The organism is Corallococcus carmarthensis (assembly GCF_003611695.1).
Taxonomy (GTDB): domain Bacteria; phylum Myxococcota; class Myxococcia; order Myxococcales; family Myxococcaceae; genus Corallococcus; species Corallococcus carmarthensis.
On sequence record NZ_RAWE01000011.1, the window covers coordinates 43,741 to 67,278 of the forward strand.

Sequence of the window (23,538 nt, forward strand, 5' to 3'; positions counted from 1 at the left end):
CGCCTGGAGCGCGGGAAGGAAAGGGCGAAGCCATGTTTGTCGTCACGGGAGCCACGGGGAAGCTGGGTCGGTTCGTCATCGAGGGCCTGCTGAAGAAGGTGCCGGCGAACCAGGTGGCGGTGGCGGTGCGCGATCCGGACAAGGCGAAGGACTGGGCGGCGCGCGGGGTGCAGGTGCGCAAGGTGGACTACGACCGGCCGGAGACCCTGAACGGGGCGTTCGGGAAGGGGGACACGGTGCTGCTCATCTCCGGGAACGAGGTGGGCAAGCGCTTCCCGCAGCACTCGGTGGTGATTGAGGCGGCGAAGAAGGCGGGCGTGAAGCTGCTGGCCTACACGAGCATCCTGTTCGCGGACAAAAGCGGCCTGTCGCTGGCGGGGGAGCACAAGGCGACGGAGGAGGCCATCCGCGCGTCGGGCATCCCGTACGTGTTCCTGCGCAACGGCTGGTACGTGGAGAACTACACGGAGCACGCGGGGCCGGCGCTCCAGTACGGCGTGGTGCAGGGCAGCGCGAAGGAGGGCAGGGTGGCCACGGCCACGCGCCAGGAGTACGCGGACGCGGCGGTCGCGGTGCTGACGGGCACGGGCCACGAGAACCAGGTGTACGAGCTGGCGGGGGATGCGAGCTTCACGCTGCCGGAGTACGTGGCGGAGCTGTCGCGCCAGTCCGGCAAGCCGGTGAAGTACGTGGACCTGCCGGTGCCGGAGTTCTCCGCGGCGCTCCAGCAGGTGGGGGTGCCCAAGCCCTTTGCGGAGGTGCTGGCGGACGCGGACGCGGGGCTTGCGCGCGGGGAGCTGAATGATGCGAGCCGCACGCTGAGCCGCCTCATCGGCCGGCCCACGGCGCCGTTCGCGAATGCGATTGGCGCGGCGTTGAAGCAGGGCTGAGTTCCGGGGGGCGTCCCCCTTCAACGGCCCGCGGGGGAGCCTCGCGGGTCAGGCTTCCTCGTCGGGGAGGAGCGTCCGGAGAAGCTCGTCATCGGGACCGAGCGGTTGCCAGCCGGGCGGTGGCGGATGGGCAAGGAGCGCATCGCTGGCCCGGTCAACGCGCTCTTTGTGAATCTCTGGGGTGTGGGCAAACCAATGACCGAGCGCGATGGCAACCTCTAGCCGAGCGTCGTCATCCAGTACGGACGGCCAGCCGGTGGGGAGACACGCGTACAGTTCGCGCACGAACTGTCCGCGCACCAGTCGTGTGAGCTGCTTGCTGCGCTCCGCCTCCGCCACCAACCCGCCGAATACCTGCACCCCGGCGATATCGTCCCGTCCAAGCTCCTCGGCCAGTGCCACCAGCGATGCGGTAGGGCGTGCTTCGGCGAAGGCGGTCAGCGAGTCGTAGCCGCGCTCACGGACGCGCTCGTATAGGCGGGCCTTCCAGTTTCCCTTCCAGGATCGTCCGTCGGTCATCGTCCTCTCCCTGGAATGAAGTTCATCGGGATGTCGTACTCCTTCAAATACGCCGCGACGATCCGCAGGATTGTGTTCCGCGTCAACATCCGGCCGGCCCTCGCCTCAGCTTTGAACAGCGCATCCATGATCATCCGGTTCCACTCACCGGGCCACATGCGCCCCAGCTGCCAGTTCCCCCCACCGTGAATCGCTTCGTGGTGGGCCTGCTCCAACCGGACGCAGAACTGGTCGATGTCCATTGCTCCCTTGAAGCCGCGCTGCTCGAACCACTCGCGGTGCTCTTGCGGCAGCACATGGTGCTTCGGAGCGTCCGACATACCCGCCCCCGCTCTGCCGGTTTCGTGCATGCCGCGCACCTCGGGACCGTCTCCCAGCGCGTCGCGCACGCCCTTGGGTAGGTCCTGATACGCCTGGGCCATCATGACCTGTCCGCCCTGAATGAGGACGGCCGCGCTGACGGCAGGAACGGAGATGACGCCCGCCTGCACGAGCCTTCGCATCATCTCCACCCACTCAGCGGAGACCGCAATCCGCGAGCCCACCATCACTCCACCCGAACTCATCACGAGCCCCACGCCAAGCGTCGCGGGGGCCGAGGGCGGCACGCGGGGCAGCGACATCTTCAGCGTGGAAATCATCGTGACCATCTCCACCGCCTGCATCGCCGCGATGATCTGCCCGCCGAGCTTCATGGTCGCGCGGGTTTCCCGCTGGAGCGTGTCGAACTCACGCGTCAGCTTTCCCATCAGCTCGGGCATCGCGGTCGTCGCGGCCTCGACCCGCTCCGGGTCCAGTGAGGCGAGGTCCGTCAGCGTGGGCTCCATCATTCCCTGCACGCGATGAAGGTCGGTGAAGAGCTTCTCGACGCTGCACATCGGGCAGTTGCGAAGCACGGCGTCCGCGAGGTGCAGGAAGTCCACCCAGGTGGCCAGCAGGTGGGTCCCGAACCAGGCCGCCTGGAGCTTCGGCCCCGTCATGCGCAAGAGACCCAGCTCCATGTCCGTGTCGCCGACTTCCGAGGCCGCATCCGTCAACGCGGTGGCGCTCCCAAGCGCGCCATGAAGCCACGTCACCTGCTTGGAGCCCTGGTCGAGGTAGCGCGTGAAGACGCCAGTGAGGCCCCACTCCCCGAGAGCAGGAGGACGGGCCGCCAATTTGGAGAACGCGGCTTCGACGCGGGTCAGGGAACCCTTCACCTCGTCCGTGGCTTCGACGACTGCCTGACGCGTCGATGCAGCGCTTCGGGCCCCGCCCCCAACAGCTCCCTCCACGCTGCCGTCTCCCACTGCCGTCACGTCGTCACGCGGCTGCTGGCGGCGCAGGAGCCGTTGCTCGGACCCGGAGAAGGCGCGTGGGAGGAGGTCCCCGGCGCGCGAGGGCTCATCGCTCGGAGTTTCCACCCACGCGGGCGAAGAGGCCTCACGCGGCGCGTAGCTCAAGCTTCGGCCACGCCCGGGCGCTTGCGACACGGAGGCGCATCCCGTGGCCAGCAACACCACGGCCAACAGCAGGGCGTCAGCGCGCATTGTCCACCCCCAGGCCCACTGACGCGAAAGCACCCGGACGCAGCATCCCTTCCATCGTAGGGAACAGCAGCGTGCCGGTGAGAAAGCCTCCCGCTGGGTGGTAGTCGGGATTGAGGCGGTTGGAGTAGCGACGCACCAGATGCGCGGCCAGCAGGCTGTAGGACTCCAGCGCGCCGAACCAGACGCCCACGGGCGCGTTGTTCGAGCCGAGCTTGAAGCCGCGCACCACCTGCCCCCAGTCCGAGAGGCTGTCCCAGTCCTCCCTCCTCACGAGGCCCGTGCCTTCCCCTGCCCCCCACAGATGTAGCCGCACCGGAGCGCCCAGGTTGAGGCCGAACTCCGCGCCTCCGTCGAGAATGAGGGTCGGCTCCACCTGCACGAACCCTTCATCCGTGCCTGCGCCCGCGCGCGGCTGAAACGTCAGCGTCGCCACCTCCAGCCGTGCCAGCGAAGACCCGGCGCGGGGCGGCTCCTCGGGGACAGAAGCCTCGGAGTCGGGCGAAGCCGTGGCCGCTCCTCGCATGGCAAGGAGCCCCAACCACAGCACCGCCCACCAGCGGTTGCCCATCGCTCGTGTCTCCTGACTGCACTTCAGTGCGGCGTGCAGAGCCCGGTCATAAACGCCGAGTCCGACACGTCGGCTGAACCAGGCGATGCATGCCCCAGCAGGCATGGAGGGAGGCGAGGGCGCCGCGTCTTCCCCCGAGCAGGTCTGGAGGATTGGCGCGAGAAGAGCCGGTTGGGTAGGGTCCAGGTTCGATGCGGAACGCCCTACCTGGCTGGTTCGTTGTCTTGTTCACCCTTGTAGCCACGCCTGCCCTGGCGGGGCCACGAGAGAAGGCGCAGGTCCGGACCCTGGTGCTGTCGGAGCATCCGGACGATGCGGCCCATCGCATCCACGTGGCGGGGCAGATCGTGACGGTGCTCCGGTTCGAGCAGCCCTGCGACCCGCTGAAGACGAAGCTGCTCGGCTGGGAGGGGCGCTTCGAGCCGCTGGTGGTCGAGGGGAAGCGGGTGGTGGTCGAGCCCCTCCGAGCCCTGGCGGCGGATGAGAGTATTCCCCTGCTCGTGACGCTCGCGGATGGGACGGAGTTGTCGTTCCTGCTCCGGCCGCCCGTGGAGGAGTGGGGCAGGGCGGATCAGCAGGTGGATGTCTTCAAGGACCGCGAGAGCTATCAGGCCCTGGTCTCCGTGCTGGCGCGCACGCTGAAGGCGAAGAATGCGTTGGAGGAGGAGAACGCGCGGCTGCGTGAGGAAGAGACCTCCGCGGACCATGCACTTGCCTCGCTGCTGGTTTCAGGGGCTGAGGCGCAGACGCCGTTCCGGCTGATCAAGTCCTGGGAAGCAGTGGACGCGGACTCAGAGCTTTCGATGAAGCTCTACTCGGGCAAGGGCAAGGCCGCGGTCACCATCGCCGTGAGGAATCAAAGCGAGGATCGCCCGTGGCGGACGGTCCGAGCGAAGCTGTCCTCGCTGAAGAGCCAGGATCCGCGAACGGTGGCTGTCCGTTCCGAACACGCTTTGCTTACAGCGGGGCAGTCGGGCACCTTTGCCTTCGTGGTGGATCGGAGCGCCTTCCTTGATGCCAAAGGGCATCTGGAGACCCTGATGCTGGAGATCTACCGGTATGACGGCCTTCGCCATGGCTATGTGGTCCTGGACCCTCGCCTTGTGCGTGAGTAAGAGCTGCGGGATGGTCCCCAGGACGCTTGAGTTCGCGTGCAGTCTCATCCTCGTCGCCCTGATCGCGGGTTGCGCTGGTTCCGCGACAGGGAGGGTGAGCCTGCGGCCCGATGGAACCCCTGGGCCCGAGAAGTGCCCGGAAGAAGCGCTCAAGGCGATGCGCTATCTGCGATTGGGCGTGGGGGATGGTGCGACCGCCGAGCTCGACGCGAACCAGATGGATGCCCGCCCCATCACCCTGTACGCGGGGCGTGTTGAGAGCGTGCTGCTCGACGACCTGGGAACGCTGGAGTCACCGACGCGCCTCTATGGGTACATCTGGACGAGCGGACCTCAGGCGGTCATCCGTTATTACGAGGCACTTCCGCCGGGTGCAGCACAGCGGGTACCCATCTGCGCGGTGGCGCGGACGGCGATGAACCAGCTCCGGAAGCGCCCTGAGTCGTTGCCTGGAACCGCCGTCCTTGAGTTCTCCATCGGGGGCGTCTTCATCGTGGACGAGTTCCTCTAAGAGCCTATTTCGGTGGGGAAAAGATCGGTCACTCGCGGCCGTGGAGTTGTTGGGCGGGAGCGTCTTGTCCCACGTCGTCGCCGTAACGGCGTACCTGCTCGCCGGGCACCGCGGCATCTACCCCTCGCGGCGCATCGCACGCCTCAAGCACGGCGGGCCTCTTTGGGAGTGGCTGGTTGCTCTGCCTGAGCATCCTTGACCAGCTCCTGGAAGCCGTCCTCTCCAAAGACGCTTTGGCAGGTCATTGCGGCGACATCCAACAGCATAGGAAAGCCCTGCTCCGGAAGGAGGATGCTGTCCGCCATGGCCACGCGTACCGCGAAATGGACGTGCTCCTGGTGCGCGTAGAACAGCTGCGGCGGGGAGTTGTTCGACGCACGGTACAGCCCCATGACGACCTGGGGACAATACCTTTCAACGAACGCTCGTGCCTTCTGGAGGCCCTCGTTGTCGTAGTGCCAGCCGTCCAGGATCTCCTCGCCGTACGCTTCCAGCGTTTCGAGGATGGCGTACTCGCCCGTGTTCAACGAATGCCCCAGCGAGAGGAACCCCCGGTGCTCGAGCTTGTCCGTGACGAAGACGAACTTCTGGTGCCGCTCGATGAGGTTCCCAAGCATCTCCAAGGAGGCATCCATCAGTCCCCGGTAGCCGAAGCCGGTGATCAGCTCATAGGCGAGCGGATTGCCCAGGCCCATGCGCCATTCCGCCTGGAGCCGCTCCACCAGGATGGCCCGCTCCGCGTAGGTGCGGATGCCCCGCTTGGCCTGCCTCGGAAGGCCGTCCTTGCTCCAGAGCACTTGGCATGAGTGGGGCTCCCGTCGGTCGATGTGCTCATGGGCCTGTTTGAAGGGGACATCCATCTGGAGCGTGACGTCCTTGCGGAACAGCCGCTGGGAAAATGTCCCCGACGAGCCGCCGTAGCCCACCGCCGCGATGCCCAGCTGAGTGATGCCCAGCGCCTGCGTGCCGTGCGAGACCGCGCTGCCGTACACCGCCTCCACGTTGCCTCGGAAGAGGTGGCCCTCGTGGACGGCCTTCAGCTGCGCCTCCGTGGCGTGATAGACGCCAGCGCCCTTGGAGGCTTGCGAACGGGTCTTCAGCAGGGGCAGCAATTCCTGGCGGATGGTGGCGCGGAGCTTGTCCTCCTTGCGCATGGAGCCGCCAATCTGCTCCCGGAAGGCGCGCATGATGGCTTCCAACTCCAACCCGTTCGCCCAGCGCTCCATGTCGAGCGTCTGGGGCAGGGATTCCTCGAAGGACGCGAGGTAGTCACCGTCGCCCGCGCGGTCGTTGGCGTCCGGTGGTTTTCTTCCCTCCGTGGGTACTTCGGGTTCTTCCATATCGCGCAAGAGTCGGGAGAGCTTGAAGGCATCGATTTCGAAACGCTCCGCGATCTGATTCACCTGCTCGGAGAACGCCGCGCCCTTGGGCTTGCGACACAGGGACACCCAGTGGAGCGTTTCCACGGTGCAGCCCAGCTTCCGGGCGAGCCCTTCGACGGAGAGCTTCTCCAGGTCCCGGTACCATGCCAACGCGGAGCCCAACATTTCCGGTACCCGCAAACTGCGTTCGAACGCGGCTTCCAGCCAGTCAGGATTCGTCATGGGAGTCCTCCTTTCCGAGTCGTCTCAGTTGCTTGAGGACACGGTCGCGGTTCTGCTTCACCTCTCGCTTGAGTTCGCGCTCGGGCAATTCCTCCAGGCCCAAGGGTCGGGCCAGCGTGAGGGTGGAGCTTTCGCCCTGGAGGATGAGCTCGAGCAGCCCCAGGTCGCGAGGCTTCATCTTGCGGCGCTCAAGTTTTTTCAGGGCCAGGGCGGTTTCCACGGCTGCCTCCATTTCTTCGTTCGGAGGCCTCGCCCGGAGTTCGACCACGTCCGCGAATTTTTGTTCGCGCACGATGCGCGCCTTCTCGGAGCGACGTGAATCCAACACGTTTCTCCTGGCTGCGAGCGTCAGGAAACTGCGCAAGAGCGACTGGTGGCGGTCGTAGCGCTCGGGCTGCTCCAGGTAGTCGAAGACCGCCCGGAGCGCGCAGTCGGTGGCTTCTTCCTCTTTGCAGCCCATCTCCAGGCGGAGCGTCGTCAACACGAAGGGCATGAAGCGTTCGAAGACCTCCGTGTTGGCGACCGGCATCCCTCGCAGCACCCGGTCGTGAAGCGCGCTCTCCTCTTTTCTTGATGGGAAACTCATCTCCCACATTCCACTGGCATGCGGCCACCCGCTTTCAGGTTTGGCTCCGGTCCGTCTGGACTTTCGCTACGGCCCCGTAGAGTTCGACGGCGGTGCGTCTGGACCCGAGCCGGGAGGTTGGCGAAGACGAGAGTGTCCCGGGGGGAGGTCTAGGCCCGCCCTTCCCTCCACCTACCCTTGGGCTCCTTCCTCCCGCACACGTCGGCGACGTGCTGGGCGCCCGGTCAAAGTCCGGCGCGAGGGCAGTTGGCTCGACTGTCGGCGCGCGCCGCAGCTGAACGAGCGCTGCGGTGCCAGGTGCAGGGCCTCGTCGCCGCTTTCGACTGGAGAGAGACGCTCACTCACGTAGTGAGGAGACTCCTCAAGTCGTGCCGGCCCAGGCGCCCAGAGGTGTGCTGGCCCCGCCTGCGATTCCAGCTCGGGGTGGAGGCCGCCACGACATGGCCAGCTTCCAAGACTCGGCCGCGCGAGCAGTTGGCGGACGCGGACGCGAGGCTGTCGTGCGGGAGCTGAATGACACGGGCCGCACGCTGAGCCGCCTCATCGGCCGGCCCACGGCGCCGTTCGCGAACGCCATCAGCGCTGCGTTCAATCAGGGATGATTGCGGAGCGTCCTCCCGCGCTGATTCACTCAGGGCGGGAGGACGCCAATGATCATCGTCACGGGAGCCACAGGCCGGTTGGGCCGTTTCGTCATCGAAGGCCTGTTGAAGAAGGTCGCCGCGAACCAGGTCGCGGTCGCGGTGCGCAATCCAGACAAGGCCACGGATTGGGCCTCGCGCGGCGTGCAGGTGCGCAAGGCGGACTACAGCCACCCGGAGACGTGGGACGGCGTGTTCTCGAAGGGAGACACGGTGCTGTTCATCTCCTCCAGCGAAGTGGGCCAGCGCCGCAAGCAGCACCAGGCGGTGGTGGACGCGGCGAGGAAGGCCGAGGTGAAGCTCGTGGCCTACACGAGCATCCTCCACGCGGACACGTCGCGGGTCGTGCTGGCGCCGGAGCACCTGGACACGGAGAAGGCCCTCCGTGCGTCGGGGCTCCCGTTCGTGTTCCTGCGCCACGGCTGGTACCTGGAGAACTACACGGAGGCCGCGAAGCGGACGCTGGAGCAGGGCGTGCTCCGGGGCTGCGCGAGGGACGGCCGTGTCGCTCCCGCCACCCGCCAGGACTACGCGGACGCCGCCATCGCGGTGGTCACCGGAACCGGCCACGAGAACCAGGTGTACGAACTCGCCGGTGACACGGCGTTCACGCTGGCGGAGTACGCGGCGGAGTTGTCACGCCAGTCCGCCAGGACGGTGCCGTACCAGGACCTGCTGCCCGCGGAGTTCTCCACCGCGCTCCAGCAGGCGGGCCTGCCCAAGGGCTACGCTGACGTGCTGGCGAACGCGGACGAGGGCATCGCCCGGGGCGACCTGAACGACACCGGCCGCGCGCTGAGCCGCCTCATCGGCCGGCCCACCACGACGCTGGTGGAGGCATTGCGCACCATGCTCCCGCAGGACTGAAGCCTACGAATTCACTCGTCCTGATGCCGAGACGTCACAAGCCACTTCTCATCATCGGAGCGAGGGGGCGGCAGGTCCGCGAGTACTTTCAAGAGCTTGCCTTCAATCTCCGTGAGGGAGCCGGACAGTGCCTCGGGTGCGAGCCGGGCCACATCCTCGAGCTCCGTCGCAAGATGGATGGCGTGACGGAGTTCAGGGTGTACCTCCATCGCTTCGAGGCGGGACAGCAGCGCCGGTCCAAGAAGCCGGCTGCATGCATAGGCAGGAGACAGGGTACCCAGGGCCATTGCTCGGCACATGCCCAGGGCCGTGACTGCCACGAAGCGTTGCATCTCCTCGAACCCTGCGGTCGCAAGTGTTACGGCCTCTGTCGGAGTCTCTGGAGGCAGTTCGAAGGATGCCGCCATGACGCCCGCTCAGATGACAACAGCGCTGCCGCTCGAATTCGCGAATGTCCGCAAGGCCTCCCGATGGCCTTCGTCTTGCGGCACGAACGCAAGCACTGGGGCCAACTCGGGCTGGGTGCGCGGAATGTCAGTGGTGTCGCAGAGCACATCAAGAAAATGCGACGAGGCTGTGGAGAATCGAATGACCCCAATGTACCGGGGAAGAAGCAGAGTCGAGACAAGGGTCGCGGTTCGCGCGGACGAAAGCCCTAGCCCATAGGCTTCGCTCAAGTACCGCCCATTCAGCACAAACCGCAGGTCGACCAAGAGCGATTCGCGACGCTCTGCGCCCGCGAGGTGACGGACCATCGGGAGCAGCTGGCTCGCCAGAAGCGTCAGGTCCGTCGCACTCATCCGCAGCTTCGGATAGAGCGGAACGTAAGCCTCGTAGACTTTGACTGGATCGAGGAAATTCTTGAACGCGTCCCTGTTCCCATAGGGATCGAAGCTCAAATGCGGCAGCTCTTTGACCTTGTCATCCGTGTCGCCGTCGCTATCCGTGTCGCCATTCGTAGGAAGGACCCAGGTCATTCGCGCATAGGGGCCAAACCGGTCGTCGTGGACGAACAGACGGGCTAAACCCCGAGAGCGAAGCCCAAAGCTCAACCCCTTTTGGTTGTAACGAATCTCGGTGGTCGCGGAGTCGCTCAGGTCTTCGCGATAGCCGACGACCGTGACTGCATGGTTCTCCTGCCATTGGGTGCTGGCCAGATTCAGGATGACGGGAATCCCTGAACGCACGTAGCACTTCAATGCGAGCTGGAAGAGGGTGGGAGCCCCGAAGGAGTTGAGGATCTCGGGCGCGTATCCAACGTGCCGGATGGCTTCGAGGATTTGTGAGCGATCCAGTCCTTTGTTCGCCGGAAAAGCCCTGCCCAGTGCCAGCGTGCGAGTTGCCGCGAGTGTCACCGCAAGCGGGGTGACGGCACGCGCACCATCTGCGCGTGCCACACGCGCCAACGCAGACCATAGGGCTGTCGTAGCGCAGGCTCCGACGCCTTGATCCTGTTGCTGGAAGGGGAGCCCAGGGACCCGGAGCGTCAGACCGAGCAGATGAACGTCATGCTGCGTATTCGCGGGCTCGAAACAACGAGGCTTGTCGGGATTGCGATAGGGCCTCAGGACAGTCCGCCCGATGGGAGCACTCGGTAGCGGGCGAACGACGATGAAGCCCAGATAGTCATCCCTCAAACTCGAGGAGGTCTGCTCAGGACCTTCTCGGGAGAGTTGATCCAGCAAGGCTTCCGTGGCGGACGTTCCCCATTCCTTTCGGAAAAAATGGAGACGGACGGCATGGGATGGAGGGGCGCGCAGGGCGCTCGCGTAATACCCCGTGAACTCCTCCAGATAGTGGCGATCGATATAGGGGGCTTCAATCAGGATGGTCCTGGCGCCCGCTTCAGGATTCTTGAGATACGACGCGAGATAACGCGCTTGATCCGCAGGAGCTTCTACGGGAGCCCCACTGGCTTTCGCGATCTCCGAAAGAAAGGCCTCCTCGGAAAAGGCGACCGAACGGAAAGTCAGCGGCGTATACGCCATCGTTGCTGTTGCTAGCGAAAGCGAATCTGGACGTCCGTCGGTGCTGGCCGTGGAGCGCGTGAAATGCGCTCTTCAAGCTCACGACGTAGCTGAAGCCCCTCGCTCGCCAGTCGCCGGGCATCCTCAGGGGTCATGGATGCCGGCTTCTCAGCGGAGGTCCGCTGGTCAGCGCTCTTTTGCTCAAGAGTTTCGGACATGGTGACCTCCTACTACCTCAAGCGGAAAAGGTATCCACTCATTCAGGGCTGGCAACCGCAGCACCGCGCAGCCTACATGGCCGCCCCGCATGCCGCCAGCCCCACCTGGACCGGCGCTCAGGCCGTCTGCGCTCCACCGCTGCTCTGACGGGCCACTTCGCGCGGCTCCGGGTACACGGCGCGCTGGGGCGTGGTGATGCGGATGACGCCCAGCTTCGACAGCACGCGCATCACCTGCCACGTGGGGTCGATTTCAAACGCGCGCGCCGCGAAGTTCGGGCTGCTGCCGTACTTGTGGTGGTTGTTCTGGAACAGCTCACCCATGCACAGCACGTCCACCGGCAGCGTGTTGCGCGACTTGTCGCTGCCCTTGAAGTTCCGGTAGCCGTACTTGTGCCCGCACCAGTTCACGATGGCGCCGTGCACCGGCCCCATCACGAAGTGCACCGGCAACAGCAGGAACTGCCAGGGCGACGTCGCGAACGTCACGTAGAACGCCGTGTACAGCGCCACCCACCCCAGCACCGCCCACCAGGACTGGCCCAGCGTCTCGTCCACGAGCTTCCACTCCGGGTAGCCACCCTCGAAGCGCGGCTCCGGCTGGATCCGGCGCGACACGATGCCCGTGTAGCGCTCCTTCGTGTGCCACATCATCCGCATCACGTCCTTGAAGTAGTGCGGCGAGTGCGGGTCGTTCTCCGTGTCGGAGTACGCGTGGTGCTCGCGGTGCAGGATGGCGTACGCCCGCGGCGACAGGTACGACGAGCCCTGCACCAGATAGGTGAGCAGGTGCATCGCCTTCTCCGTGCGCGGACCCATGCTGTACATGCGGTGCGCCGCGTAACGGTGCTGGAAGAAGCTCTGGAAGAAGACGCAGAGCAGCCAGTGACTGATGAAGAAGATGACGATGGCCATGACTCTCCCGTGCTGACAGACCCAGGGCTAACACCCCCGCTGTCATGGCAATGTCAGCGCTCCCCACGTCACCTGCACCGGCCCGGCCCCACCGTCCCGTCCCGGACGCACGCCATTGAGCGTCCCCGTCCGCCCCCTGTCCGCTGGTGGATAAGGCCCGGTGCGGCCACCCATTCGCGCCCGTCCCACCCGTCGCACCGCGACGTTGCGGGCCGTCCCCGGGGAGGGCAGAAGGGCACGCGGCGCGTCACCCCGGGCTTCACGCCCCTTGCTCCCAGGAGCCTCCACCGTGGATCGGGCAACCCTCGTCGGACTGGACAAGCAGCACGTCTGGCACCCCTACACCGCCATGGAGCAGTACATCGCGAAGACGGATCCGCTGGTCATCGTCCGCGCGGAGGGCGTCTGGCTGCATGACGCGGACGGCCAGCGCTACCTGGACGCCAACGGCTCCTGGTGGGTGTCCACCCTGGGACACCGCCACCCGCGCCTCGTGCACGCACTCACCGAGCAGCTGGGCAGCCTGGCGCACGTCTCGCTCGCGGGCATCACCCACGGCCCCGCGGCCCGGCTGGGCGCGGAGCTGACCGCGCTGGCCCCGGGCGCGGACCGGGCGGACGTGACCGCCGGACAGAAGCTGTCGCGCGTCTTCTATTCGGACAACGGCAGCACCGCGGTGGAGGTGGCCATCAAGATGGCCGCGCAGTACTGGGCGCAGAACGGCCGGCCCCGCCGCACCCGCTTCATCACCCTGACCGGTGCCTTCCACGGCGAAACCCTTGGCGCCACCAGCGTGGGCGGCGTGCACGAGTTCCGCGACGTGTTCGGCCCGCTCCTCTTCGACGTGGTGCACGTGCCGTCCCCGGCGGAACCCGACGGCCACGCGCGCGCCCTGGAGCAGGTGAAGGCCGCGCTCGCGGCGGACCCGGACGGCATCGCGGGCGTCATCCTGGAGCCTGTCCTCCAGGGGGCCGCGGGCATGTGGATGTCGTCACCGGACTTCGTGCGCGAGGTGCGCGAGGCCACCCGCGCGGTGGACACCTTCCTCATCGCCGACGAGGTCTTCACCGGCATGGGCCGCACCGGCGCGCGCTTCGCGGTGGACCTGGCGGGCGTGGTGCCGGACCTGCTGTGCCTGGCCAAGGCGCTCAGCGGGGGCCTGATGCCCTTCGCCGCCACGCTCGCGTCGGAGCGCATCTTCCAGGGCTTCCTGGGGGCGAAGGACCGGGCGCTGTATTACGGGCACTCGTACTGCGGCAACCCGCTGGGCGCGGCCGTGGCGCGCGAGGTGCTGGCCGTGTACCGCGACGAGGACGTGCTGGGGCAGGTGCAGCGCAAGGCCCCGCGCGTGAAGGCCGCCTTCGAGCGCATGGCCGCCACCCTCCCCGGGCTCGTGCGCCCGCGCGCGGTGGGCATGGTGGGCGCGGTGGACCTGGGCGGCGGAGGCTACTTCGCCGACAGCGGCTGGCGCGTGTACGAGGCCGCCCGCCGCCGCGGCCTGTACCTGCGCCCCATGGGCAACACGGTCTACATCGCCCCCGCGCTCACCATCCCTGACGCGGACCTGGACCTGCTGCTCGCCGGCGTGGAGGACAGCCTGCGCGAGGTGGCCGCGGGCTGACGCTCCCCCCTGAAGGGGACGGAGTGGCGGAGCGCTGCGTCCGCTCCCGCCGGTCGGCGCGTGCCGGGAAGCCCCCTCCTGACTCCTGGTGCTGCGCGGCCGTCCCCGTGCGCATCGGTTGAGTCAGGCGCCGCTCCGGCGCCTTCTCTGAGGAGGGAAGCGCCGTGACACTCGAAACCCACCGTCCGCAGGCTGGCCCCAGCCTGCCCGCCGGTTTGACGCCGGACAGCGTGGAGCTGTTCCGGGCGCAGCTTCGCGGCGCGCTCATCCAGCCCGGTGACGTTGACTACGCGGAGGCATGCCAGCTGTACAACGCGATGATCCACAAGCGCCCGGCCATGGTGGCCCGGTGCGCGGACGTGGCGGACGTCATCGCCGCGGTGGCGCTGGCCCGCGAACGCAAGCTCCCCCTGGCCGTGCGCGGCGGCGGCCACAACGGCGGCGGCCTGGGGCTGGTGGACAACGGGCTGGTCATCGACCTGTCGCGCATGCGCGGCGTGCGCGTGGACCCCGAGGCCCGCACGGTGCGCGTCGCGGGCGGCGCCGTCTGGGGGGACGTGGACCACGCCACCCACGCCTTCGGGCTCGCGGTGCCCTCCGGCATCATCTCCACCACGGGCGTGGCCGGGCTCACGCTGGGCGGCGGCCTGGGATACCTCACGCGCCGCTTCGGTCTCACCATCGACAACCTGCTCGCCGTGGACATGGTGCTCGCGGACGGCCGCTTCGTCACCGCGAACGAGGAGAAGTTCCCGGACCTGTTCTGGGCGGTGCGCGGCGGGGGTGGCAACTTCGGCGTGGTGACGTCGTTCCTCTTCCGGGCCAACCCCGTGGACACCATCCTCGGAGGCCCCACGCTCTGGCCCCTGGACCGCGCGGCGGAGGTGATGCGCTGGTACCGCGAGTTCCTGCCGAACGCGCCGGAGGACCTCAGCGGCTTCTTCGCCTTCCTCACCGTGCCGCCCGCGCCGCCCTTCCCGGAGGCGCTCCACCTCCAGAAGATGTGCGGCGTCGTCTGGTGCTACACGGGCGACCCCGCGAAGGCGGACGAACTGTTCGCGCCCGTGCTGGCGCTCAAGCCCGCGCTGCACGGCGTGATGCCCATGCCCTTCCCCATGCTGCAGAGCGCCTTCGACGCGCTCTACCCGCCGGGGCACCAGTGGTACTGGCGCGCGGACTTCGTGCGCGAGCTGCCGGACGCGGCCATCGAGCGCCACGTGTCCTTCGCCGAGCGCCTGCCGTCCATGCAATCCACCATGCACCTGTACCCCATCGACGGGGCGACGCACCGCGTGGGGCCGCATGACACGGCCTTCCGCTTCCGCGACGCGCGCTGGTCGGAGGTCATCGTGGGGGTGGACCCTGCGCCGGAGCGGGCGGAGGCCATCTCCACCTGGGCGAAGGACTACTGGACCGCGCTGCACCCGTACTCGGCGGGCGGCGCCTACGTGAACTTCATGATGGAGGAGGGCCAGGAGCGCGTGCAGGCCACCTACGGCGACAACTACGCGCGGCTGGTGGAGGTGAAGCGGACCTACGACCCCGGCAACCTCTTCCATGTGAACCAGAACATCCTGCCCGGCCCGGTCAAGCCCCCGAGCGTCGCGCACTGAGGCGCGCGCTCAGGCCTGGGCCCGGGGAGGGAGCGGCAGGTCGATGAAGAAGGTGGAGCCCTGGCCGGCGGCGCTCTGCAGGACCAGCTTGCCGTCGTGACCCTGGACGATTTGATGGGCGATGAAGAGGCCCAGCCCCAGTCCGTGCACGGAGCGGGGCGGGCCGCCGCGCTCGAAGCGTTCGAAGACACGGGACTGGTGCTCGGGCGGGATGCCCGGGCCGCCGTCCGACACGTAGAGGATGAGCCGGTCACCGCGCCTGGCGAACCCGATGCGCAGCGGCGTGCCCGGCGCGTACTTGATGGCGTTGGACACCAGGTTCGTCAGCACCTGCAGCATGCGCGAGCGGTCCCACCTCACGCGCAGGTTCAGCTCCGACCGCAGCTCCAGGGTGCAGCGGGCCTGCTCCATCTGCTCGCGGAAGATGTCGAGGACCTCGTGCACCAGCTCCATCGGGTCGCTCTCCTCCATGTGGAAGTCCAGCTTTCCCGCGCGAATGCGGGAGACGTCCAGCAGCTCGTCCACCAGCCGTGACATCCGCTCCACCTGCCGCTGCGCGGACTCCATCGCCGACGTGAGCTTCTCCAGCGAGGGCGGCTCGCCGCGCGAGGGCGACAGGCGGCGGCGCGTCATCTCCAGGTGCAGCATCAGCGCGGTGACGGGCGTCTTCAATTCGTGGGACGCCACGCCCAGGAAGGTGTCGCGCGCGGCGAGCGCGTGCTGGAGGTCGTGCGTGAGGGCCTCCAGTTGCTGGCGCGCGCGGGTCCGCTCGCTCACCTCCTGCACCGCGACGAGCAGCCCCAGGATGCGGCCCTCGCCGTCGCGCTGGGCGTGGATGTCCACGTCCACCATCAGCTCCTTGAGGCCTCCCTGGCCGTCCGGCTGGCGCGCCGGCACCTCGCGGCCCACGAAGGGTTTGCCCGTGCGGTAGACGCCCTCCAGGTGCTGGAGCAGCACGCCGTGGCCGCCTTCCGGCTGCGCGTCGCGCGCGGGCTTGCCCAGCATGTCCCTGCCCATCAGGTTCGCGAACAGCGGGTTGATGACCGTGAAGATGAGGTCCGGCCCCGTCATCACACACATGGCCGTGGGCGCCTGCATGAAGAAGTCGGAGAGCTGCTGGCGGGCCCGTCCCAGCTGGAGCTGGCTGTCCACGCGCGCCTGCAGCTCGCGCGCGGAGAAGGGCTTCACCAGGTAGTCGTCCGCGCCGGCCTGGAGCCCCTCGATGCGGGCCTCCTCGCCGGCGCGCGCGGACAGCATGATGAAGGGGATGCCGCGCGTGCGCACGTCGGCGCGCAGCTTCTGGAGCAGCCCGAAGCCGTCCAGCCGGGGCATCATCACGTCGCTGAGGATGAGGTCCGGCTTCAGCGCGAGCGCCGCCTCGAAGGCCGCCTCGCCGTCCGCCACCGCGCGCACGTTCCAGTGCGTCGCCAGCAGGCCGCTCACGTACCCGCGCATGTCCGCGTTGTCGTCCGCGACGAGGATGCGCCCACGCCCCGGCGGAAGCACGAGCCCCGCGCCCAGCTCCCCCAGCGCGTTGGCGCGGGGAGCGGGCGTCACCGGCTCCGGCACCGACAGCGGAACGGACTCGGGCGTGTCTGGCAGCCAGCGCAGCGCCTCCTCACTGAAGGCGGACCCCAGCTTGCCCGCGTGCGCCGATCCTTCGTCCTGCTGGACCTGCTCGGCGGGCAGGTGCGCGCTGCCCAGCGGCAGCTCCACGGTGAAGGTGCTGCCCTCGCCCTCCACGCTCCGGGCGCCCAGGGTGCCGCCGTGCAGCTTCACCAGCTCCTGGATGAGCGCCAGCCCGATGCCGGTGCCTTCATGCGTGCGTCCGTGCGAGGTCTCCACGCGGTGGAAGCGCTCGAACACGCGCGGCAGCTCCGCCTCCGGGATGCCGGTGCCGGTGTCCTGCACGGTGAGCCGCGCCCGCGTCCCTTCGCGCGTGAGCCGCACCGCGACGCTGCCATGGAGCGTGAACTTGAACGCGTTGGAGAGCAGGTTGAGGACAACCTTCTCCCACATGTCCCGGTCCACGTAGATGGGCTCGCCCAGGTCCTGCGTCTCCACGGTGTACTGGAGCCCCGCCTTCTCCATCGCGGAGCGGAAGACGCTGGCCAGGTCCTCGGTGAGCCGCGCCAGGTCCGTGGGGTGGAAGCTCGCCTTCACGCGGCCCGCTTCGATGCGTGAGAAGTCCAGGAGCGAGTTGACCAGCTTCAAGAGGCGCAGCGCGTTCCGGTGGGTGAGCTCCTGGCGCGCGCGCTGGGCCGGCGGCAGGGGCGCGGACGTGTCCGCGAGCGACTCCTCCAGCGGGCCCAGGATGAGCGTGAGCGGCGTGCGGAACTCGTGCGACACGTTGGAGAAGAACGCCGTCTTCGCCCGGTCGATGGCGGCCAGCGCCTCCGCGCGCTGGGCCTCCGCCTCGTAGGCGCGCACACTGACCACGGCGTTGGTGACCGTGGCCTGGAGCTGCTCGTAGAAGTTGCGGTAGGCGTCATCCAGCGCGCGGTGGGGACTCACGCCGGCCACCAGGTAGCCGAAGGGCTCCGCCATGCCGGCCGGGTGGATGGGCAGCACGCGCGCGTGCACGGGGGGCACCTCGTACGGCCCCAGCGCCGTGCCCGCGTCCAGCGGCGCGCGCGGCACGTCCACGGTGTCCGCGCCCGCGGTGGTGAAGGGCCACGGCCCGTCCAGCCCCGCTGCCTCCGGGCTCCATGCGGTGCCCGGGGGCAGGCCCATGCCGGCCACCCAGCGGACGCGCGGGGCGGATTCGTCGCGGCGGTAGAAGAGGAGGAAGGGCACGTCGAGCGCGGCGTCCGGCTGCAGCTGCGTCAGCGCGGTGCCAATGTCCTCCACCGTCTTCACCTTGCCCAGCAGGGCGGACAGCTCGCGCAGGGTCTGCGTGCGCCGCGCGCTGAGCATCTTCTCCGTCACCTCCGTGATGGGGTGGAAGAGGCCGCCCACGCGCCCGGATTCGTCGCGGATGGGGCTGAAGGAGAAGGTCATGAAGGCCTCCTCCAGGTAGCCGTACCGGTCCAGGAACATGCGCTGGTTCTCGATGTAGGAACCCATGCCCGTGCCCGCCTTCTCGAACACGCCGCCCACCACCGGCAGCGCCGTGGCCCAGCAGTCGCGGAAGCGCTGGCCCATGGACTCCGGGTGCTTCGCGCCGCAGATGGGCCGGTAGCTGTCGTTGTAGATCTGCACGCGCTCCGGCCCCCACGCGATGAGGATGGGGAAGGTGGAGGACAGGCACAGGCTGACGGTCGTGCGCAGGCTCTGCGGCCACGTCTCCACCGGACCGAGCGGCGTCTTCGACCAGTCCATCGAGCGGATCAACCGCCCCATCTCCCCGCCGCCGGACAGCCAGTCCATTCCTGTTTCCGCGGAGGGCACCACCGTGGAAGTGGCATGGGAAGGACTGGGGTGTTTCATGAGGCCTCGGGAGGGGCGCCGGACTTCACCGCGAGGGGTGCGTGCTGTCCGGCGGACTCGGATGTTCGTTCAAGAGAACCGTCCGGTTGATAGCGGATTCGCACGGCGCGTGCCGTGAAGCCTCGCGGAAGTGTGAGGTTGCTTGCTTCTCCCCCGGGGGGGGTGACGGGGACCGCCGCCCAGGGACTTCAGGCGGACGGGCGGGGCTGGCGCCGCTCCCGGGCATGCCGCACCGCGAGCGCGACGAGCAGCGCGGCCACCCCGGCCAGCGCGGCGAAGTGCTCCACGCGGCCCACGCCCTTCGCCACGCGGTCCACGCTCGCGGACCCCAGGTAGCCCAGCGTCACCACCAGCGGCGAGCTCAGGCACAGCGCCAGCCCGTCCCACAGGAGGAAGCGGCGCAGCGGCATGCCCTCTGTCGCGGCCATGGCGAACACCGGCACGCGCAGCACGGACATGAACCGGCCGAGGAAGACGACCCGGGAGCCGTGCTTCGCGTACAGGCCCTGGATGCGCTCGCGGCGCTCGGGCGGGAACAGGCGGCGGGTGCGCCGGTGCGTGTACACGGCCTGCCCCAGCCGCCGCGCCGTGAGGAAGAGGACGGTGTCCCCGCACAGCACGCCCGCGAAGCACAGCGCGATGGCGGCGGGCAACGGCATCGCTCCCCGGTGCGAGAGCACGCCCGCCGCCAGCTGCACGATGTCCTCCGGGAACGGCAGCCCCAACCCACCCGCCACGAGCACGAGGAAGACGAGCGGGCCGGAGCCGTGCGTCAGCAGGAGCTGGAGGGGGGAGTCGGCCATCAGGACTCAGGCAGGACCGCCGCGGCGCGGCGCTCCTGGCGGAAGAGGAGGACCTCGCGGACGATGATCTGCACGGTAGCGGCCACGGGCACGGCCACCACCGCGCCCACGATGCCCGCCAGCTCCACGCAGAAGAGGACGGCGAGCAGGGTGACGAGCGGGTTGACGTGCACGGTGCGCTTGAACACGAGCGGCGCCATCACGTTGCCCTCCATCTGACCGTAGAGGAGGAAGTAGATGAACACCGCCAATGCCTTCCACAGGCCGCCGGTGGCCAGCGTGAGCAGCGTGATGATGCCGCCCGCGATGATGGGGCCCGCGTAGGGCACCAGGCTGGAGAAGCCGCTGGCCACGCCCAGGGGCAGGTAGAAGGGCATGCCCACCACGGCCAGCATGGTGGTGGTGAGCGTGGCGTTGATGGCGCAGATGAGGGTGATGCCGGACAGGTAGCCGCCCGTCGCGCTGTACACGTTGCGCAGCACGCGCACGTAGCGCAGGCGGTGGTCCGGCTCGGACAGTTCCAGCAGGCGCTTGAGCACGCCGCCGCCGAACACCAGCATGAACACCACCAGGAAGAAGACGGTGAGGATGCCGCCCAAGAGGCCCACCACGCCGCCAATGGCGCTCATGAGCAGCGCGGGCAGGGGGCCGGCGAGCGCGGGCGTGGCCTCCTCCAGCCGCTCGCTCCAGCCCAGGCTGTGCAGCCGCTGATTGAGCGCGCGCAGGATGCCGGTGGCGCGGATCTGCTTCCACAGCTGCGGCCACTGCGTCACCAGCGCGTCCACCTGCGCCACCAGGTCCGGAATCACCAGCAGGCCCAGCGCCGCGACGGCGATGAACAGCGCGAACAGCACCAGCGTGATGGCCAGCCAGCGCTTCAGGCCGCGCTGCTGCAGCCGCGACACGCCGTGCTCCAGCGACAGCGCGATGAGCGCCGCGATGCCGGTGAGCGTGAGCGCCACGCGCGTCTTGGCGACGAGGATCACCAGCACCATCACGGCCAGGACCCCGAAGCACACGGTGAACACCGTGCGGGGCGACACCTGGGACTTCGGCTGTGGACGGACTTCGGGCTCGGGCACCAGTGGAGCTCCCCGGGGCGGGCCACCGGCTTCGGGCCCCATGCCCTGCGGATGCGACATCCCGCGCCCGGCGGCAACCACCGTCGTCCTCCAAGTGTGCGCACCGGAGCCGGGCTCCACCCAAGCGTCCTGCGGGTGACACCCGGCGCCGCGAAAGGCCCGCCGCCGGACGCAATCACCGGCCGTGTGGTTCGTCACCCGGACAGCCGCAAAATGCCCGGCCTGGCCGCTGGCCCGTCCGTCCCCCCAAGGCCAATGCGCGTCCGCAACGCGACGGCGCCGCGCTGGGGCGTCCAGCACCTGACGCGCCAGGACGTCGCGGAAAAAGGGGACAGCACGGTTTGCCGGGCCCGCGCGTCAGACGGGGATGGGAACCTTCGTGGGAAGGGGCCTTTTCGCGGGCCGGGAGAGGACACCATGAAAAAGATGGGTGAGCAGGAGCTGGACGGGGTGCGGCGGGAAGCCCTGGAGACGGAGGCCCGGTGGCGCGGGCTGGCGGCGAAGCTGGCGGAGCTGGGCGGCGAGGAGATGGACGCGCAGCTGTTGGTGACGTTCCGGAGCGCGCGGGACGCGGGCGCGGTGCCGCCGGACGCGGGCTTCTTCCTCGTCGCGCACATCCTGACGGCGATGGCGGACGAGGCCATCGCGGAGGATCCGCGCGTGCGGATGCGGGCCAGCGAGCTGGACGCGATGGAGCGCGACTACGGCCTCACCGGCGAGGGCTGGCCGGAGGGGGACCTTCCGCCGGAGGAATGGGAGGCGCTGTGCGTGGAGTACGAGCGGGCGTGTGACGAGGCGCGCGCCGCGTTCTTCCGCGCGTACGGAGAAGAGGAGATGGCGCGGCTGTACCAGCATCAGCGCGTCACCTTCCACCACCGCTTCGAGAGCGGGCGGCGCTTCTTCCACGGCCTGCCCATGTTGCCCGCGCAGCTGCACTGAGCGGGAGGTCCGCTAGACTCCGCCTCCTGTGTTTTTCGGGAGGCGGCGGATGCGAGCGGCAAGCCTGGCTGTGGCGGTGGGTTGTTGGGTGTGGGGCGCGCTGGCGTCCGGGGCGGTGCCCGCGCCGGCGCCGGTGCGTCTGGATGCGAGCGCGGCGTACGACGCGCTCCAGCGCATGGTGCGCATCCGGGAGGTGTCGCTGTCGCCGGATGGCACGCGCGTGGCCTGGGCGGAGTCGGTGCCGGGGACCGCGGAGGCCGTGCGGCTCCAGGTGCGGGAGCTCGCGCATCCGGAGCGGGCGCCGGTGCGCATCACCGCGTCGAAGGACGGCGCGCCGTGCGCGGAAGGGTCGCTGGCGTGGAGCCTGGACGGCCGTCAGCTCGCGTTCCTCTCCACGGCGGGGGAGGGCCGCTCGCGGCAGCTCTACGTGGCGGATGCGTCGGGGGCGGGTGGACCCGCGCGCAGGCTCACCACGGTGAAGGGCGTGCTGGCGGCGCCGAAGTGGTCACCGGACGGGAAGGCCGTGGGGCTGCTGGTCATCGAGGGCTCGGAGGACGCGCTGGGGCCCCGCGGGCCGGCGGCGCGGGAGACGGGCGTGGTGCAGACGTCCTCGCCGGTGAAGCGCTTCGCGGTGGTGACGGTGGAGGACGCGCGGCTGCGGCTCGTGTCGCCCGCGGGGCTGTTCATCCATGAGTACGCGTGGAGTCCGGATGGCGCGCGCGTGGCGGTGACGGCCTCGCCGCCGCCGGGGGATGCGAACTGGTGGAACGCGCGGGTGTACGCGGTGGAGGCGGGGACGGGGGAGACGTCGCTGTTGCACGCGCCCCGGTGGCAGGTGGCGGAGCCCGCGTGGAGTCCGGATGGCCGGCAGCTCGCGTTCATCGAGGGCCTGATGAGCGACGAGGGCAACACGGGCGGAGACGTGCTCGTGGTGTCGGTGCCGGAGCGGCTGGCGGCCAAGGTGCGGTTCGGGGAGAAGGCGGTGCTGCCTGCAAAGGTGCCGCCCGCGCTCGATGTGACGGAGGGGTTGAAGGCGACGGCCACGGACCTCTTCTGGCCCCAGGCGGAGCGGCTGGTGTTCGTGGCGCAGGCGCAGGGCGAGGCCGCGGTGATGGCGGTGGCGCCGGGCGGCGGGGAGGTGGCGACGCTGTGGCGGGGACCGGAGCACGTGATGGTGTCGCTGGGGAGGGACGGCGTGACGAGCGCGGTGGTGCGCGACTCCGTCACCCAGGCGCCGGAGGTGTGGACGGGGCCGTTGGGGAAGTGGAAGCAGGTGACGCGCCTCAACGCGGATGTGCGCGTGGCGGTGGGCGACGTGCGCAGCGTGACGTGGACGAGCGACGGGCAGTCCGTGCAGGGCTGGCTGGTGCTGCCGGTGCCGGACGCGTCTGGACGCAAGGCGCCCATGGTGACGGTGGTGCACGGGGGCCCCGCGGCGGGCGTGTTGCCGGCGTTCAGCGCGCAGACGGTGCTGTTGGTGGCGAGGGGCTACGCGGTGTTCATGCCCAACCCGCGCGGCAGCTACGGCCAGGGCGAGGCGTTCGTGCAGGCGAACCGCCGCGACTTCGGCTTCGGGGACTTCAACGATGTGCTGGCGGGGCTGGACGCGGTGCTGGCGTCGGCGCCGGTGGATCCGGCGCGGCAGGGCATCACGGGGTGGAGCTACGGCGGCTTCCTGACGATGTGGGCGGTGACGCGGACGCAGCGCTTCCAGGCGGCGGTGGCGGGCGCGGGCATCGCGAACTGGCAGAGCTACTACGGCACGAACCACATCGATTCCTGGATGCTGCCGTACTTCGGAGCGTCGGTGTACGACGAGCCGGAGGTGTACACGCGCTCCTCGCCCATCAACGGGGTGAAGCAGGTGCGCGCGCCCACGCTGGTGCTGCACGGCGAGCGGGACATGGAAGTGCCCGCGTCGCAGGGCTACGAATTCCACAAGGCGCTGAAGACGCTGGGGGTGAAGACCCAGCTGGTCATCTACGCGGATGAAGGCCACAGCCTGCGCAAGCCGGAGCACGTGAAGGACCGGCTCTTGCGCACGCTGGACTGGTTCGACGCGAACCTGCCGGCGGTGCCGGAGTCGAAGCCGAAGGTGCGGGCGCCCGCGCGCTGAGGTTG

Annotated in this window: 19 protein-coding genes and 1 pseudogene; 9 read left to right on the plus strand and 11 right to left on the minus strand. The window is 68.9% G+C overall.

Going from position 1 to position 23,538, the window contains the following annotated elements; genetic code table 11:
* Nucleotides 1-32 precede the first annotated feature (32 nt).
* Complete coding sequence (locus D7X32_RS05255; protein WP_120601400.1) at nucleotides 33-890, plus strand: SDR family oxidoreductase; 858 nt, start codon at nucleotides 33-35, stop codon at nucleotides 888-890.
* Between the two features lie 48 nt (nucleotides 891-938).
* Here the strand turns inward: D7X32_RS05255 and D7X32_RS05260 are convergent, their stop codons facing one another.
* The 3 genes and pseudogenes from D7X32_RS05260 to D7X32_RS05270 all read right to left on the minus strand — a co-directional run.
* A complete protein-coding gene (locus D7X32_RS05260) occupies nucleotides 939-1,409 on the minus strand; it encodes an NUDIX hydrolase (RefSeq protein WP_120601401.1) in 471 nt (156 codons plus the stop codon).
* Nucleotides 1,406-2,608: a DUF2380 domain-containing protein gene (locus tag D7X32_RS05265; RefSeq protein WP_439328982.1), complete on the minus strand. Its 1,203-nt coding sequence runs from the start codon at nucleotides 2,606-2,608 to the stop codon at nucleotides 1,406-1,408. Before D7X32_RS05265 ends, D7X32_RS05260 begins: the two co-directional genes overlap by 4 nt.
* A 337-nt stretch (nucleotides 2,609-2,945) precedes the next feature.
* Nucleotides 2,946-3,461: pseudogene (locus D7X32_RS05270) on the minus strand (hypothetical protein); the annotation flags it as partial.
* Between the two features lie 269 nt (nucleotides 3,462-3,730).
* Between D7X32_RS05270 and D7X32_RS05275 the strand changes: the two are divergent.
* Nucleotides 3,731-4,621, plus strand: coding sequence for a DUF2381 family protein (locus tag D7X32_RS05275; RefSeq protein ID WP_244238856.1), 891 nt, complete (start codon nucleotides 3,731-3,733; stop codon nucleotides 4,619-4,621).
* Between the two features lie 10 nt (nucleotides 4,622-4,631).
* Nucleotides 4,632-5,132, plus strand: coding sequence for a serine/threonine protein kinase (locus tag D7X32_RS05280; RefSeq protein WP_120601452.1), 501 nt, complete (start codon nucleotides 4,632-4,634; stop codon nucleotides 5,130-5,132).
* Between the two features lie 143 nt (nucleotides 5,133-5,275).
* Here the strand turns inward: D7X32_RS05280 and D7X32_RS05290 are convergent, their stop codons facing one another.
* A complete protein-coding gene (locus D7X32_RS05290) occupies nucleotides 5,276-6,736 on the minus strand; it encodes a hypothetical protein (RefSeq protein WP_244238857.1) in 1,461 nt (486 codons plus the stop codon).
* Nucleotides 6,723-7,265 carry a sigma-70 family RNA polymerase sigma factor gene (locus D7X32_RS05295; protein ID WP_120601404.1) on the minus strand — a complete coding sequence of 181 codons (543 nt, stop codon included), beginning with the start codon at nucleotides 7,263-7,265 and terminating at the stop codon, nucleotides 6,723-6,725. Before D7X32_RS05295 ends, D7X32_RS05290 begins: the two co-directional genes overlap by 14 nt.
* A 497-nt stretch (nucleotides 7,266-7,762) precedes the next feature.
* On the opposite strand from D7X32_RS05295, the gene D7X32_RS46155 reads away from it, so the two are divergent.
* On the plus strand, nucleotides 7,763-7,924 hold the full coding sequence (locus D7X32_RS46155; RefSeq protein ID WP_208752324.1) for a hypothetical protein: 162 nt from the start codon (nucleotides 7,763-7,765) through the stop codon (nucleotides 7,922-7,924).
* A 48-nt stretch (nucleotides 7,925-7,972) separates the two neighbouring features.
* Complete coding sequence (locus D7X32_RS05305; RefSeq protein ID WP_120601405.1) at nucleotides 7,973-8,830, plus strand: SDR family oxidoreductase; 858 nt, start codon at nucleotides 7,973-7,975, stop codon at nucleotides 8,828-8,830.
* Nucleotides 8,831-8,841: 11 nt separating this feature from the next.
* Here D7X32_RS05305 and D7X32_RS05310 read toward each other — a convergent pair whose 3' ends face one another.
* From D7X32_RS05310 to D7X32_RS05320, 3 genes are all read right to left on the minus strand, one after another.
* Nucleotides 8,842-9,237, minus strand: a complete 396-nt coding sequence (locus tag D7X32_RS05310) for a DUF3969 family protein (RefSeq protein ID WP_120601406.1) — start codon at nucleotides 9,235-9,237, stop codon at nucleotides 8,842-8,844.
* A 9-nt stretch (nucleotides 9,238-9,246) separates the two neighbouring features.
* On the minus strand, nucleotides 9,247-10,818 hold the full coding sequence (locus tag D7X32_RS44855) for a hypothetical protein (RefSeq protein ID WP_147450038.1): 1,572 nt from the start codon (nucleotides 10,816-10,818) through the stop codon (nucleotides 9,247-9,249).
* A 314-nt stretch (nucleotides 10,819-11,132) separates the two neighbouring features.
* Complete coding sequence (locus tag D7X32_RS05320; protein ID WP_120601408.1) at nucleotides 11,133-11,930, minus strand: acyl-CoA desaturase; 798 nt, start codon at nucleotides 11,928-11,930, stop codon at nucleotides 11,133-11,135.
* Nucleotides 11,931-12,219: 289 nt separating this feature from the next.
* Between D7X32_RS05320 and bioA the strand changes: the two genes are divergently transcribed.
* Both bioA and D7X32_RS05330 read left to right on the plus strand, forming a co-directional pair.
* Nucleotides 12,220-13,551 carry an adenosylmethionine--8-amino-7-oxononanoate transaminase gene (gene bioA / locus D7X32_RS05325; protein WP_120601409.1) on the plus strand — a complete coding sequence of 444 codons (1,332 nt, stop codon included), beginning with the start codon at nucleotides 12,220-12,222 and terminating at the stop codon, nucleotides 13,549-13,551.
* Between the two features lie 164 nt (nucleotides 13,552-13,715).
* Entirely contained in the window at nucleotides 13,716-15,164 is a 1,449-nt protein-coding gene (locus D7X32_RS05330) for an FAD-binding oxidoreductase (protein WP_120601410.1), read from the plus strand.
* 9 nt (nucleotides 15,165-15,173) lie between these two features.
* On the opposite strand, the gene D7X32_RS05335 is transcribed toward D7X32_RS05330, so the two are convergent.
* The 3 genes from D7X32_RS05335 to D7X32_RS05345 all read right to left on the minus strand — a co-directional run bounded on the left by D7X32_RS05335 (nucleotide 15,174) and on the right by D7X32_RS05345 (nucleotide 20,478).
* Entirely contained in the window at nucleotides 15,174-18,533 is a 3,360-nt protein-coding gene (locus D7X32_RS05335; protein WP_244238858.1) for an ATP-binding response regulator, read from the minus strand.
* 248 nt (nucleotides 18,534-18,781) lie between these two features.
* Nucleotides 18,782-19,396 (minus strand): DedA family protein, encoded by a 615-nt coding sequence (locus tag D7X32_RS05340; RefSeq protein ID WP_120601412.1) that lies wholly within the window; start codon nucleotides 19,394-19,396, stop codon nucleotides 18,782-18,784.
* A complete protein-coding gene (locus tag D7X32_RS05345; protein WP_120601413.1) occupies nucleotides 19,396-20,478 on the minus strand; it encodes an AI-2E family transporter in 1,083 nt (360 codons plus the stop codon). Before D7X32_RS05345 ends, D7X32_RS05340 begins: the two co-directional genes overlap by 1 nt.
* A 417-nt stretch (nucleotides 20,479-20,895) precedes the next feature.
* On the opposite strand from D7X32_RS05345, the gene D7X32_RS05350 reads away from it, so the two are divergent.
* Both D7X32_RS05350 and D7X32_RS47460 read left to right on the plus strand, forming a co-directional pair.
* Complete coding sequence (locus tag D7X32_RS05350; protein ID WP_120601414.1) at nucleotides 20,896-21,417, plus strand: hypothetical protein; 522 nt, start codon at nucleotides 20,896-20,898, stop codon at nucleotides 21,415-21,417.
* 49 nt (nucleotides 21,418-21,466) lie between these two features.
* Complete coding sequence (locus tag D7X32_RS47460; RefSeq protein ID WP_120601415.1) at nucleotides 21,467-23,533, plus strand: S9 family peptidase; 2,067 nt, start codon at nucleotides 21,467-21,469, stop codon at nucleotides 23,531-23,533.
* Nucleotides 23,534-23,538 lie beyond the last annotated feature (5 nt).